The 12,575-nt window shown below is 57.9% G+C and carries 12 protein-coding genes; 2 read left to right on the plus strand and 10 right to left on the minus strand.

Features of this window, described 5'->3' with window-relative positions:
• Positions 1 to 20: 20 nt before the first annotated feature.
• Together IMQ33_RS12670 and IMQ33_RS12675 are read right to left on the minus strand one after the other, a co-directional pair.
• Positions 21 to 1,646, minus strand: a complete 1,626-nt coding sequence (locus IMQ33_RS12670; protein WP_161739775.1) for a TIGR04028 family ABC transporter substrate-binding protein — start codon at positions 1,644 to 1,646, stop codon at positions 21 to 23.
• Between the two features lie 145 nt (positions 1,647 to 1,791).
• On the minus strand, positions 1,792 to 2,421 hold the full coding sequence (locus IMQ33_RS12675) for an alanyl-tRNA editing protein (protein ID WP_196061922.1): 630 nt from the start codon (positions 2,419 to 2,421) through the stop codon (positions 1,792 to 1,794).
• A gap of 84 nt (positions 2,422 to 2,505) precedes the next feature.
• Between IMQ33_RS12675 and IMQ33_RS12680 the strand changes: the two genes are divergently transcribed.
• Positions 2,506 to 3,462 (plus strand): LysR family transcriptional regulator, encoded by a 957-nt coding sequence (locus IMQ33_RS12680; protein ID WP_253082712.1) that lies wholly within the window; start codon positions 2,506 to 2,508, stop codon positions 3,460 to 3,462.
• Here the strand turns inward: IMQ33_RS12680 and alkB are convergent.
• On the minus strand, positions 3,424 to 4,071 hold the full coding sequence (gene alkB, locus IMQ33_RS12685; protein WP_024528142.1) for a DNA oxidative demethylase AlkB: 648 nt from the start codon (positions 4,069 to 4,071) through the stop codon (positions 3,424 to 3,426). The two genes, IMQ33_RS12680 and alkB, sit on opposite strands and share 39 nt — an antisense overlap.
• 138 nt (positions 4,072 to 4,209) lie before the next feature.
• Here alkB and rarD point away from each other — a divergent pair, with 138 nt between their 5' ends.
• Positions 4,210 to 5,085, plus strand: coding sequence for an EamA family transporter RarD (gene rarD, locus IMQ33_RS12690; RefSeq protein WP_196061923.1), 876 nt, complete (start codon positions 4,210 to 4,212; stop codon positions 5,083 to 5,085).
• Between the two features lie 13 nt (positions 5,086 to 5,098).
• Here rarD and IMQ33_RS12695 read toward each other — a convergent pair whose 3' ends face one another.
• The 7 genes from IMQ33_RS12695 to citE all read right to left on the minus strand — a co-directional run bounded on the left by IMQ33_RS12695 (position 5,099) and on the right by citE (position 12,572).
• The gene (locus tag IMQ33_RS12695) at positions 5,099 to 5,794 is read right to left on the minus strand and encodes a 4'-phosphopantetheinyl transferase superfamily protein (RefSeq protein ID WP_196061924.1); all 696 of its coding nucleotides are present in this window, start codon (positions 5,792 to 5,794) and stop codon (positions 5,099 to 5,101) included.
• 83 nt (positions 5,795 to 5,877) lie between these two features.
• Positions 5,878 to 7,110, minus strand: a complete 1,233-nt coding sequence (agp, locus tag IMQ33_RS12700) for a bifunctional glucose-1-phosphatase/inositol phosphatase (RefSeq protein ID WP_098930584.1) — start codon at positions 7,108 to 7,110, stop codon at positions 5,878 to 5,880.
• Positions 7,111 to 7,254: 144 nt separating this feature from the next.
• Positions 7,255 to 8,718: an anion permease gene (locus tag IMQ33_RS12705; RefSeq protein WP_024528138.1), complete on the minus strand. Its 1,464-nt coding sequence runs from the start codon at positions 8,716 to 8,718 to the stop codon at positions 7,255 to 7,257.
• Between the two features lie 31 nt (positions 8,719 to 8,749).
• Positions 8,750 to 9,640 (minus strand): triphosphoribosyl-dephospho-CoA synthase CitG, encoded by an 891-nt coding sequence (gene citG / locus IMQ33_RS12710; RefSeq protein WP_370572066.1) that lies wholly within the window; start codon positions 9,638 to 9,640, stop codon positions 8,750 to 8,752.
• Positions 9,621 to 10,169 carry a citrate lyase holo-[acyl-carrier protein] synthase gene (citX, locus tag IMQ33_RS12715; RefSeq protein WP_024528136.1) on the minus strand — a complete coding sequence of 183 codons (549 nt, stop codon included), beginning with the start codon at positions 10,167 to 10,169 and terminating at the stop codon, positions 9,621 to 9,623. The genes citG and citX overlap by 20 nt, the downstream gene beginning before the upstream one ends.
• A gap of 4 nt (positions 10,170 to 10,173) precedes the next feature.
• Positions 10,174 to 11,679, minus strand: a complete 1,506-nt coding sequence (citF, locus tag IMQ33_RS12720; RefSeq protein ID WP_065683285.1) for a citrate lyase subunit alpha — start codon at positions 11,677 to 11,679, stop codon at positions 10,174 to 10,176.
• On the minus strand, positions 11,679 to 12,572 hold the full coding sequence (gene citE, locus IMQ33_RS12725) for a citrate (pro-3S)-lyase subunit beta (protein WP_230326705.1): 894 nt from the start codon (positions 12,570 to 12,572) through the stop codon (positions 11,679 to 11,681). Before citE ends, citF begins: the two co-directional genes overlap by 1 nt.
• Between the last annotated feature and the right edge of the window lie 3 nt (positions 12,573 to 12,575).

A 12,575-nucleotide genomic window follows, 5' to 3' on the forward strand; every position in this document is an offset into this window, starting at 1 on the left:
TTATCTCCTCGAATATGGCGTTACCGTTTCTCTAACCACGCGCCATAGAAACTTGGCCGACCCACGGCTTCAAAGTTGACATCTTTCAGATAGGGTGCACCGGCAAAGACCTGCGGCTCTTCAAAGAACGGGATCACATAGGCCTGATCCAGCAGATACTTTTGAGCCTCACCGGCAATCTGTATGCGCTTGGCCGGGTCCACTTCAGAGGCGATCCCCAGCAGCAGTTGGTTCAGCGAGTTGTCGATAAATTTACTGTTCTGGCTGGTGCCACCCTGCTGCAACAGGCCATCACGATTGGTGGGATAAAACTGGCTTTTAATCACATCGGGATCGGCACGGCCCACTTCTACCACCGAAGCTGGAGTCTTTTGCGGATCGAGGTTATCCGCCACCCGGCTACCTGCATCGCCTGCCAAGATATTCAACCGCGCCCCCACCTTGCCCCACTGCTGCGAGACCAATTGCAGCACCGCCTTGTTTTGCGGCTGTGGCAGCGACTCGTACACCGTTAACAACAGCTTCTTACCATCCTTCTGGCGCAGGCCGTCGCTGCCCTTTTGCCAACCGGCTTCATCCAGCAGGCGGTTGGCCTTCGCCAGATCGAAGGTCAACTTGTCGGAGAGATCGACAAAACCGGCTGCCGAGGAGGCAATCACCGATTTGGCTTGTGGGTAGTTGGCAGAGAACAGCGTATCGACGATCTGTTTGCTGTCGGTGGCATGCAGCAGCGCTTGCCGCACGCGAATGTCGGCCACCAGCGGATTGTCTGGTCTGAAGGCAATGCTGTCGTTGACGCCACGGGTTGGCGCGGCATAGATCGTAAAGCCCTGATCCTGGGTTTGCTTCTCATCGTAAGCCTGGATCTGGCGAATAAAGTCCGCCTGTCCGGCCTGCAACGCACCAATTCGCACGCTGTCTTCCGGAGTGACGATCACCTTGATGGCATCCAGATTGGCCCGCCCTTGCTGAGCCAGCTTGGCCGGTCCCCAGTGATAGTCTTTACGTACGCTGAGATCGACCTCGCGCCCCAGGGTTTCACCGCTCACCACAAACGGGCCAGAGCCGATAATATGGCGCGCATCACCCAGTTCATCGTATTGGCGGTTCAGCGTACTGAGCGATACCAGCCCGGAACCGATGGTCGCCGTACCTTGCAGGAAACCTGGGGACGAGCGTTTGAAATAGAATTTGACCGTCAGCGGATCGATGACCTCACTGTGGTCATAGTTATTGATCACCTCGGAAACCGGCAAGCGCAGCGATTTATTGCCCAAACCATAGGTATCAAAGTTTTTCGCTACCGCGTTGGCATCCAGCGGCGTCCCGTCGGAGAACGTCACGCCGGGGCGGAGTTTGAAGGTATATTCCGTTTTATCGGGGTTGCTGGACCAGGACTCGGCGATCCAGGGTTCGATCTCCAGCGTCTTGGGGTTCTGGTAGGTCAGCTTGTCGGTGATCTGGTTAAGGATACCGCCGTTGGGATAAAACCCGCCGGAAGGGGGATACAGATTGGTATGGGCCTGCTGCTCCAGATAGATCAGAGTGCCGCCCTGCACCGCCGCAATGGCCGGGCTCGCCGCAGCGGCAGCGCCTAAGACCACTGCCAGTCCGCTGGTTAACGTCTTGAAAGGAAAATTAAACATGGGTGCCGTGCCTTCTTTATGTCGGTTTGTTATGGGTTAGATAACAAACCAAAACGGCACGGAGTTGAACGAACTAATTTCGCTAACTAATGATGAAAAAAGCAGTAACGCGCCAAGCAGTGGCCAGGCACGCCTACACGCCCCATCAATCCACCTGATACTGCACAATCAACTGCCCTTTCTTCATCTTGACGGCGGTGATTTGCACCCTGCCCAACTCCGCCAACGAACGCACATGGGTGCCACCGCAGCCATAAGCTGGCAGATCGCCAAACCCGACCTGACGGACGCCTTGCTGCTCTTGCTGCCTTCGTGGCAAATCGGCGGCGATCAAATCCATCAGCCGTTGCTGTAAATATTCCTGTTCCAACACTGTTGTCTGCGCACCCGGCGCAAAGGTGATACGCCCTTCCCCCGGCCAGTGGTGCGCTTTCACCGGCTGCCAGCCTTGGCCCTCCCCCAGCCAGCCAATCAAATGCCCGGCAGAATGCCAACGGGTATGCAGGTGTCGTTGTTCACCGTCGATCTCCAGAGTGACCAAGCCACAAGGCAACGGCTCGGCCAGATAATGGAGTAATTGATCGCCCTGCACGGCAACTCGTAACACCGCTACGCCGCCGATCGTGCCGCTATCGCTTGGCTGTCCGCCGCCCTGTGGGTGAAACAGTGTCGCATCCAACTGCACCGCATAGCTGCCATCCTCTTGCGCCGTGCAGGACAATACCCGTGCCTGGAGTTGCAAATCATCGTGATAATAATAAAGTCGTTCGGTCATGGGCTCTCTCCTGGTTAACGCCGTTATTATATTCGTGCCATAATCGGCTGATAATCCGTCTTCATCACAATGGACCTTTGCGCCGTGAGCACAAATCTTTCCAGCGCACTGCTGGTTGAAATGGCCGTTTTTGTTCAGGTGGTGGAAAGCGGCAGCTTCTCCGCCGCCGCCCGCCAGTTGGGCAGTTCCCCTTCTGCCACCAGCCGCAGCGTTGCCAGGTTGGAACAAGCGCTGAACGTACGACTGTTGCACCGTACAACCCGCAAACTGCGCCTAAGTGAGCAAGGCGAGGCCGTGTTTCAGCGCTGCCGCATCATGCTGGATGCCGCCAACTCAGTGTTGACCATCAGCGGCCAGGGCAGCTCTGAGCCGGAAGGGACGATCAGCGTCAGCGTGCCGAAGGCCGTCGGGCACTTTGTTCTGCATCCTCACATGCCGGCGTTCTTGCAGCGCTATCCGCAAGTAGATGTTCATCTACGGTTGGAAGACCGCTACATGGATTTGATCGACGATCGGGTCGATCTGGCACTGCGCATCACCGACCGCCCGTCACCGGGCCTGATCGGCCGCCCGTTGATGACCATCGAACATTTGCTCTGCGCCACTCCGCATTACCTGGCCCAACAGGGCACGCCGCGTCACCCAAGAGACCTGACGGAGCATAGCTGCATTTATCTGGGGGAGACGCCCAGCGACGCACGCTGGCGTTTTCGCCGCAACGGCAAGACGGTTTCGGTCAATGTCCGGGGGCGCTATGCCGCCAACCACACCGGAGTTCGGTTAGACGCGGTGAAACAGCATATCGGTATCGGCAGCCTGCCCTACTTTACCGCCCACCAGGCGCTTGCCAGCGGTGAGATTGTGCAGGTGTTGCCAGAGTGGGATTTCCTCAGCAGCTATCATGGCGATCTCTGGTTGCTGTATGCGCCAACTCAGCATCTGCCCCCCAAGCTGCGAGTGTTTATCGATTATCTGGTGGCAAGTTTAGGCCAGGAACCCGCGTTAAAGCGCCTTGCGCAGGGTGATATTGATGCGGTGTGACCCCACCAGCGAATGATAGCCCTCTTTCACCGGCATGATGCCGTGGAAGCATAACCGTGACGGGCCGCCCCAGACCACCACGTCACCGTGGGCCAGCGGGATGCGCTGCGTTCTGTCGCTGCGTTGCAGGCCACCAAACTGAAAAACGGCCGGTAGCCCCAGCGATACCGAAACGATCGGTGCCGTAAAATCATGCTCGTCAATATCTTGATGCAGCGAAAGCTTGCTGCCCGGATCGTAGCGATTCATCAGGCAGGAATCCGGGACGTAATGACCAAACCCGGCCTGCAAAGCCGCTTCATCGGCCAAAGCCAGCAAAATTGCCGGGATTTCTGGCCAACTTTTGCCGGTTCCGGGATCGCGCTGCGAATAGCGGTAGCCATTACTGTCGCTGTTCCAGCCGTTGCCGCACCAGCTCATGGCCACCGACATGGTGAAACCGCCCGGCGTGGTCATATGCCGCCAAGGCACCTGTGCCACCACGCCGTTGACCGCCGCCAGCAGTTCCGGCCCGTGATCGCGAACAAAACCGTGCAATACCACCGCCCCCGGCGCGATTTCCTCACGCCAGGGCGGTGGCAGCGCATCTTCAAACAGATCGATTGTCATCGCCTTTACCTGGATAAATACACAGGTATAATTCTAACCGCTTGGCCGTTGTTGTCCAGTCCGGCGTAATTCATTGTTGTTAGAGCTAAATAACCTTAGAGTAGCCGCAGGAAATTCCATTAATAATCAGGAACGCTGGTGATCAAGGGCATCATACTTTCCGTCGTCGCTTCCCTGCTGTTCGGCGTGATGTATTACTACACCTCAATGCTAACCCCACTCGACGGCGAGGAAATCTATGGCTGGCGCACCCTGCTGACGCTGCCGTTTCTGACGCTGTTTATGCTGTTCTCCGGCGACTGGGCGCGGGTGAAGGAAATGCTGCACTGGCTACGGCAGCGCCCGCATCGCGTGCTGTTGTTACTGCTCACCACCTCAATACTGGGCGTCCAACTGTGGCTATTCCTGTGGGCACCGCTGCACGGCATGGCGCTGGATGTCTCACTCGGCTATTTCCTGTTGCCGCTGACCATGGTGTTGGCAGGGCGAGTGTTTTTCCGCGATCGCCTGTCTGTGCTGCAAAAGATGGCGGCCCTATGTGCATTAGTTGGCGTGGGTAATGAGCTGATCCTGGTGGGCGGGGTTTCCTGGTCGACGCTGGTTGTCGCGCTAGGCTATCCCGTTTACTTTATTCTGCGCCGCCGCTTGGGCACCGATCATCTGGGCGGACTGTGGTTTGAGCTGACACTGATGCTGCCGGTCGCCGCGCTGTTTGCACTTGGTGGCTCAGAACCGCTGGCGGCGCTGACGGCCAAACCGCTGCTGTATTTGCAGATCCCTCTGTTGGGCATTATCAGCGCGCTGGCGCTGGTGTGCTATATTCTGGCCAGTCGCCTGCTCCCGTTCAGCCTGTTTGGCCTGCTGAGCTATGTTGAGCCGGTGTTGTTGGTGATCGTCGCACTACTATTGGGTGAAACCATTAACGCCAACCAGTGGCTAACCTATATCCCGATCTGGCTGGCGGTCATGTTGTTGATGCTGGAAGGTGCACGCCATCTGCTACGCAGAAGGTAGTAATATACTGATTTTAAAAATAAATCAATGTCGTTACAGCGTCACCTTGCTGCCAGAAACGCCCGCTAAAGCGGCGGCCTGAGTGGCAAAGCGGCGTCAGCGTCTTTTGCAATTCCAGCTCGAAGGTCTGCGCCTGCATATCCAGTTGGGTTACCCGCGCATCAATAAAATCAAAGTAGCAGCGCACCTGCGGATAAAGCGCCTTGAACAGGCTTTCCTTGGCAGAAAATACCAGCGTCAACAGCAGATTAAAGGGCTGTGGATGTTGGCGTAACCACTGGCATTCGTCCTCACTGACAATACCGCTCCACAACTCTTCTGCTCGTACAGATGGGATCTGCGTTTCCACGTCAATACCCACGCCACCTGCCCCACTCTCATGCTGAGCAGCGCACAGCGCTGTATCGCTGTTGTGACTGATCGCCCCGGCAATCCCAGCGGGCCAGAGCGGTTCACGCTTCTCCCCGCGCAATAAAGTAAAATCCTGATGCCCCAACTCTGCCAGCACCCAGCGTGCCAGATAGCGCCCGGCCAGATATTCGGCCTTACGTTTGGCGACTGCTGGTGCGACATGTTCAGGGAAATCGATACCGGCGGCAGCAAACAGATCGTCGTGGTAATCCGCGACAGAGAAGTGACATTGCGCGATCAGGCCAGCAAAGCCGTCAACCGGCAATAATTCAGCATTGAGAATAAAAGAAGAGAGCACGTTTCATCCGTGATAAGGGGTCCGTTGAGACAGTATATACCGCGCGGCTGGCCGGGGCGAAACGGTTCGCCCCGGCAGCACTGTTAATGCAAGACGTCCTTCATGGTTTTTTCAAAGTCGCTCCAGGCGCAGAAGCCATCTTTATCGACCGGGCAGCCTTCCAGCGCCAGTGTGACGCGCTGTGGAGGGGTGTTCAGCGTCAGCGGTTCGGCATTACGCAACTGTTCGGTTGATTGGTAGACATACTCAATCTTCAACAGATCGCGATCGCCTTTGCCATCGTGCCAACGTTGGAACACCAGCTTGCCGCCAATCGGGGTCTTCTCATACTGCTTCGGCAACGCATACGGCTTGAACTTCATCGCTGACAGCAACGAAGCGATGTTGGAATCATGCCCTACCAGCACGGTCAGCTTCGGTGAATCCGCCTTGCGCTCACTAATCAGAGCCGAGTTGATATAGGTCAGCAGCGGTTTGGCAACGTTCTGGGCGACGACCGAAGAGGTGAACAGCGAATCCTGATAGCCATCTTTCAGCTTGGCCAACTGCTGCCACTGGTGCGGCGTCACAATCTTGCCCCAGGCCACGTCTTTCATCGGGAAGCCTTCGTAATACTGCAGCATAAAGGCATCCACCAGCGAGTTACCCACTTTCAGCGGGCCAGAAACGCCTGGCTCTTTCCCCGGCACCGCGCTCATTTTGTTCGGTTCAGTGGCCAGGTTGCACTGCTTGTCAGTCTTGCAGGCGGGAGAGTCTTTGTAATCGATGATCTGCTCGAGCTGTTTGTAGGAGGCGTCCAGCTTCAGCGATGCCAGCTCGGCATTCATGGCGCTCAACGCCTGCTGGTTAAAGGTTTCGCTGCTGTTGGTGATAATCGGATTGAAGGTCGGATCCATCTCCCCCATTTTCTCCTGATGATGCACGCTGATGTCGCAGCCTGGGAATGCGCCGTTGGTAAAGAACTGCGCGGTGGCTACCGTGCGTTGCAGGCTGTTGGCATACACGTAAACGCTGTCAGCGGCTGGGCAACCTTCCTGCGGCAAAATGCCCGCCTGCTTGAGCCACGCGTTGAAATAGTGGCCCATATACACTTCCAGCACGCCGCCCTTGGTGGTCAGCAAGCCACCTGGCGTATCCCACTGTGGCCAGGCTTTAGGCGTGGACTGGGCCAGCACGCTACCGTTGTTCGCCAGCGGTGCGCGCAGGTTATGGCGGCTCATCACCAGTACCTGTTCCAGTTGATAACCGTCGTTCTCGGCAAAGGCGGTGCCGCTGAACAGTAAAGGCAGGCAAAGGAGTAACGTTTTTTTTCTCATCCGCAGAGGTTCCCTAAATATGATTGTTATGAGTAGGTTAACGTTGGTTTTGTATAATGACGGCGTTCGACATGAAAGTGTGTGACGGGCGTCACGGGCGAAGGGATTGCAACAGCGGCCATCCGTGGATGGCCGCCGATTAACTTAATACCACAGGCTAAGAATTGGCCAGCCGATCAACAGCAGCGCCGCGATATACACCACGCCGAGGATACCGCCAAGACGCCAGTAGTCTTTCGACTTCACATAGCCGCAGCCATAGATGATTACCCCTGGGCCAGTGGCATATGGGGTCAATACCCCCATGATACCGATAGACAGCACCAGCAGGATGGAAAGGTGTTCCATCGGCACGCCTGGCAAGCCTTTACCTACCGCCAGGATCATCGGCAGCATGGTCGCGGTGTGGGCCGACAGGCTGGCAAACAGGTAGTGCGCGTAGTAGAACACCAGCACCAGCAGAACGACAGTCATCTTCGGTGAGAAACCGTCCAGATGGGTGCTCATGGTGGTGGCAAACCAATCGATAAAGCCGGAGCGGCTCAGGCCACTGGCCATCACCACCAACGTTGCCAGGTTAACCAGGGTATTCCAGGCGCTGGAGTATTTGGTGATGTCTTTCCAACTGACCACGTGCAGGGCAAGCATCAGCGATACCGCCAGCAAGCACACCGTTGTCGCATCCAAAATTTTACCGCCGAACACCCACAGACACAGGCTGAGTAACACCAGGCCGATCAGGGTATATTCTTTGCGGGTCAGTTTCCCCATCTCCCCCAGTGCCGTATTGGCCCAGCCAGCCACTTCATCGCTGTGGGTAACGCCTGGCTTGTACAGGTAGTAGGAAATCAACGGCGCAACGATCAGCAGCAGCAACCCAACCGGCAGGAAGGCCAGGAACCATTGCATCCAGGTGATATTGATCCCGGCAATCTTGTTGACGAACTCGATACCCAACACGTTAGGTGCAGCACCGGTCACAAACATGGAGGAGCTGATGCTAGTCCCGACCACCATCATCCACATCAGGTAACCACCGATGCGGCGCGAGGAAGGATCGTTCGGGAAGGAATCAAACAGCGGTGGCAGGTTCTTTACCACCGGGAAGACGGTGCCACCGGTACGCGCGGTATTGGACGGGGTAAACGGCGCCAACATGATATCGATGATCACCACCGCGTAGCCCAGCGTCAGGGTGCGTTTGCCCATGAACTTCACCAGGAACAGCGCGATGCGTCGCCCTAACCCAGTGGCTTCATAGCCCAGCGCGAAGATAAAGGCCCCAAACACCAGCCAGACGGTGGTACTGGAGAATCCGGCCAGCCCCCATTTGAGCGCCTCTTTACCGGCTTTAAAGCTGGGATTGGCCAGCTCTTCGGCGCCAAACAGCACCCAGTTGGAACTGAGCACGCTGACGGTCACGGCAATAAAGCTGATCGCCGTGGCCGGGATCGGCTCCAGGATCATACCGACGATCATTGCCACAAAGATGGCAAAGTAACGCCAGGCCTGCGGTGGCATGCCCTCCGGCGTGGGTATCATTAACAGGACGGCAAGCACCACCAACGGGGCGATCGCTTTCCAGATTTTCTCTTTGGTTTCGGACATGGACACTTCTCCTGAAGGCTTCGTTATTTTTTTAAGCCCCCGTCTGCGGCAACTGCGCCAACAGCCAGGTAACTATCAATAAATCGGCACTACCGCCGGGGCTGAGATTGCGTGCGATGCACGCGACGTCGAACTGCCGCAAACGAGCAATTCCTTGCGCCGTACCTGCCCCTCCCTGTGCCAATAACTGGCTGGCATAGTGTTGTAACCAGCGCAGCCCTTTGATGCCGCCCCGCGAGGCGACGTTGGTATCATCGTTATGCGCCATCAGCCACAGCAGGCTGTCCAGCAGCGCGACCTGCTCGCCACAGCCACTGGCCATCCTCTGGTGATACAGCGGCAACGAGCCGCCAATCACCCGCTGAAAGCCGGATTCAGCCTCACCACGGGCACCGCTCAGGCCAAACTCGGCAAATAACCGTTGCCCTGCCGTCTGACCCGCGTTGTTGCGTTGCAGCTCCCGACTGACCAACCCTCGGCACATCTGGGCAACTTCACCACACAGGCTTTGGGCGTCAGTCTGCCGTTGTTGCTGTAAGCGGCCAAAGGCGCAGCACAACAGCCCTAGCGAGAACACGCTGCCTTTATGGGTGTTGATACCGCCAGTAGCACGGAACATCTGTTGTTCACAGGCCATGCCCAATGGGCGCAGGCGCGCAAGCTGCTGCTCGGCGGGCAAAGCGGCGTCGGCCATACCCTGGCGGATAAAATAGGGCAGCCACCGGCCAATCGCCCGCGAGCTGCGGTAGAAATGGCCAATATCCATGTCGCGATGCGCGCCGTTGTTGTGGCGATCGACCAACCCCGGTTTCGGCGTCAGGTTGACCTCCACCAACAGCGCTCGATAGGCGTTGCGGGCAAAGCGCTGGCTGTGCGAAAGATCTGTAACCGTCGGCTGCCAATCAGGCTGGGAGTGCATCATTGAGCATCCTTTCCATTGCATTGAGCAGTTGTTCGGTGCTGTGGCTCTGTTGGCGGGCGCAAATCTTGGCTGGCTGATTGCACAGCAGACAGCTGCGTTCAGGCAGACCAAGTTCGCGCCGCGACAGGATCTTCCCTTGCGGGGTCAGCACATCGATATCCCACAGGCGGCCAATCGGCTGCTGGATTTCCAGCTGAATGGCCGCCTCTTTCACCGCACGGGCATCGGCTTGCAGCGCCAGATAGCCTTCGCAGCCAGTGGGCAGCCCCAGGGTCTTCTGCTGCAAACAAAGCCAGCCTTGTTGGCGATACATCTGCTGCAAGGCCTGCCTACCCAGGTTGAACACGCGCCGCGTCATGGGGCTGTCTTTCACCGCCCCCGGCACCACCAGAGTGAGCACCACCAACGTGGCGGTAGGATGGCGCGCCAGCCACGCCTGTTGCCTTGCCTGCCGGCATTCACGGCTGGAAAGCAGTTCGGGCAAACTTACGGCGCGGCTGGCGGCCAATTCGGGGGAGATGTAAGCCATGGCGTTACTCCGCGACCTGATGTACGACGTCAATCACCGAACCGTCGCGATAGCGCACCACGGCCACCACGTTATCGGTAAAGGCGATCGGTTTCGGTTCGCCGGTCAGTACCAGCGCACGCTCACGCAGCCATTCGATGGTGACCACCTGCAGGCCAGCCTCGCGTAACCTCTGCGCCAGTTCTGGGCGCGCAGGGTTAACGGCAATACCGTGGTCGGTCACCAGAATGTCGATGCTGGAGCCTGGCGTCACGCAGGTGGTCACCTGCTCAACCAGCGTAGGAATGCGGCCACGCACCAACGGCGCGACAATAATCGCCAACCGCGCCGCCGCTGCGGTATCACAGTGGCCACCGGAAGCGCCACGGATCACACCGTCGGAACCGGTCAGCACGTTAACGTTAAAGCCGGTGTCAATTTCCAGTGCGCTCAGCACCACCACGTCCAGGCGGTCAACCGACGCGCCCTTGGAGCTGAAGTTGGCGTATTGATTAGCGCTGATCTCGATATGGTTTGGGTTGCGAGCCAATGACATGGCCGCCGCGCGGTCAAAGCTCTGCACGTCCAGCAGTTTGCCGATCAGGCCTTTCTCATGCAGATCCACCATGGTGGAGGTGATGCCGCCCAACGCAAAACCGGCGCGGACGCCACGGGCACGCATCTTGTCTTCCAGGAAGCGCGTTACGGCCAACGAAGCGCCGCCGGTGCCGGTCTGTAAGGAAAAGCCTTCGGTGAAGTAACCAGAGTCAACGATCACCTCGGCAGCACGGCGGGCAATCAGCAGCTCACGCGGGTTGGAGGTCATACGCGTGGCATCGGCACCGATCTTGTCCGCATCCCCTACTCGCTCCAACTGCACGATCAGATCGACCTGATCCTGTGCCAGGCTGGCGGGATGATGCGGATAAGGCACGATTGCTTCGGTCAGCAGCACCACGCTACGGGCCGCGGCGGCATCCACCTTGGCATAGCCGAGGGAACCGCAGCAGGCATCACCGGTGTAGCCATTGGCATTACCGAACTCATCGCAGGTCGGCACCCCGAGGAAGGCAACATCGATCTGCAACTCACCTGACTCGACCAGGTTGACCCGGCCACCGTGCGAGTGAACCTGCACAGGCTCTTTCAGCAAGCCGCGCGAAATAGCATCTGCCAAAGGTCCACGCAGGCCAGAGGTATAAATACGGCTCACCACACCATTGCGGATATGGCCGACCAGCGGCGCATGGCAATCGGTCAATGAACTGGAGGCCAGCGTCAGGTTGCGAAAGCCCATCTTCGCCAGCACATCCATCACCTGGTTGAGGGCCAGATCGCCACCACGGAATGCGTGGTGGAAAGAGATGGTCATACCGTCCTGCAAGCCGCTGCGGCGGATCGCCACTTCCAGCGACTCGCAGCGTTTGATATCGCGCGGTTTACGCGCCTGCAGGTTGGCCTTGGAGGCTTCCTGATAAAGCCGCATCTCGGCGTGATTGTTCAAGGTCATCAGGCGTTGTTGGCGTTTCATCATGCTTCCTCGCTGTGGTTCAGTTCTTCACGCACGCCGGAAAGCGCTGCGCGTTGCAGTACCAGACGGGCCCGCTCAATCACCGGGCTATCGACCATCTTGCCGTTCAGCGAAACCACGCCGCGCCCCTCTTTTTCTGCCGCTTCTGCCGCATCGACCACTCGCTGGGCATGAGCCACTTCTTTGGCGGTTGGCGCATACAGGTTGTGCAGCAGTTCGATCTGGCGTGGGTTAATCAGCGATTTACCGTCAAAGCCCAGCTGTTTGATCAGCGCCGCTTCCTGTAGGAAACCCGCTTCGTTGTTGGCATCGGAATAGACGGTATCAAACGCCTGGATCCCGGCTGAGCGGGCAGCCTGCAGCAATGAGCAACGGGCAAACAGCAGTTCAATACCTTCCGGCGAGCGCTCGGTACGCAGATTTCGCACATAGTCTTCGGCACCCAGTGCAATCCCAATCAACCTTGGGGAAGCCTGTGCAATCGCCACCGCGTTGGTGATGCCCTGTGCGGACTCGATCGCTGCCAGCAGGCCAGTGCTGCCGACCGGACGCCCACAGGCACGTTCAATGGCGGCGATTTCACGCTCCATATCCACCACGTCCTGCGCGGTGTCGGTTTTTGGCAGACGGACGATATCCGCTCCGCCACGCACCACCGCTTGCAGATCAGCCAGGCCATAGGCCGAATCCAAGGCGTTAACGCGCACAATGGTTTCTACTTCCTGATACAGCGGGTGTTGCAGTGCGTGATACACCAGGCGACGGGCCGCGTCTTTCTCACGCAGGATCACCGAGTCTTCCAGATCGAACATCAGCGCATCGGCCTGATAGATAAAGGCGTTGCTGACCATGGCGGCATTCGCCCCCGGCACGAATAGCATGCTGCGGCGCATACG

The sequence above is a fragment of the Serratia sp. Res13-Sevr-LER1-36-b genome (assembly GCF_015673035.1).
GTDB classification, from domain to species: domain Bacteria; phylum Pseudomonadota; class Gammaproteobacteria; order Enterobacterales; family Enterobacteriaceae; genus Chania; species Chania fonticola_C.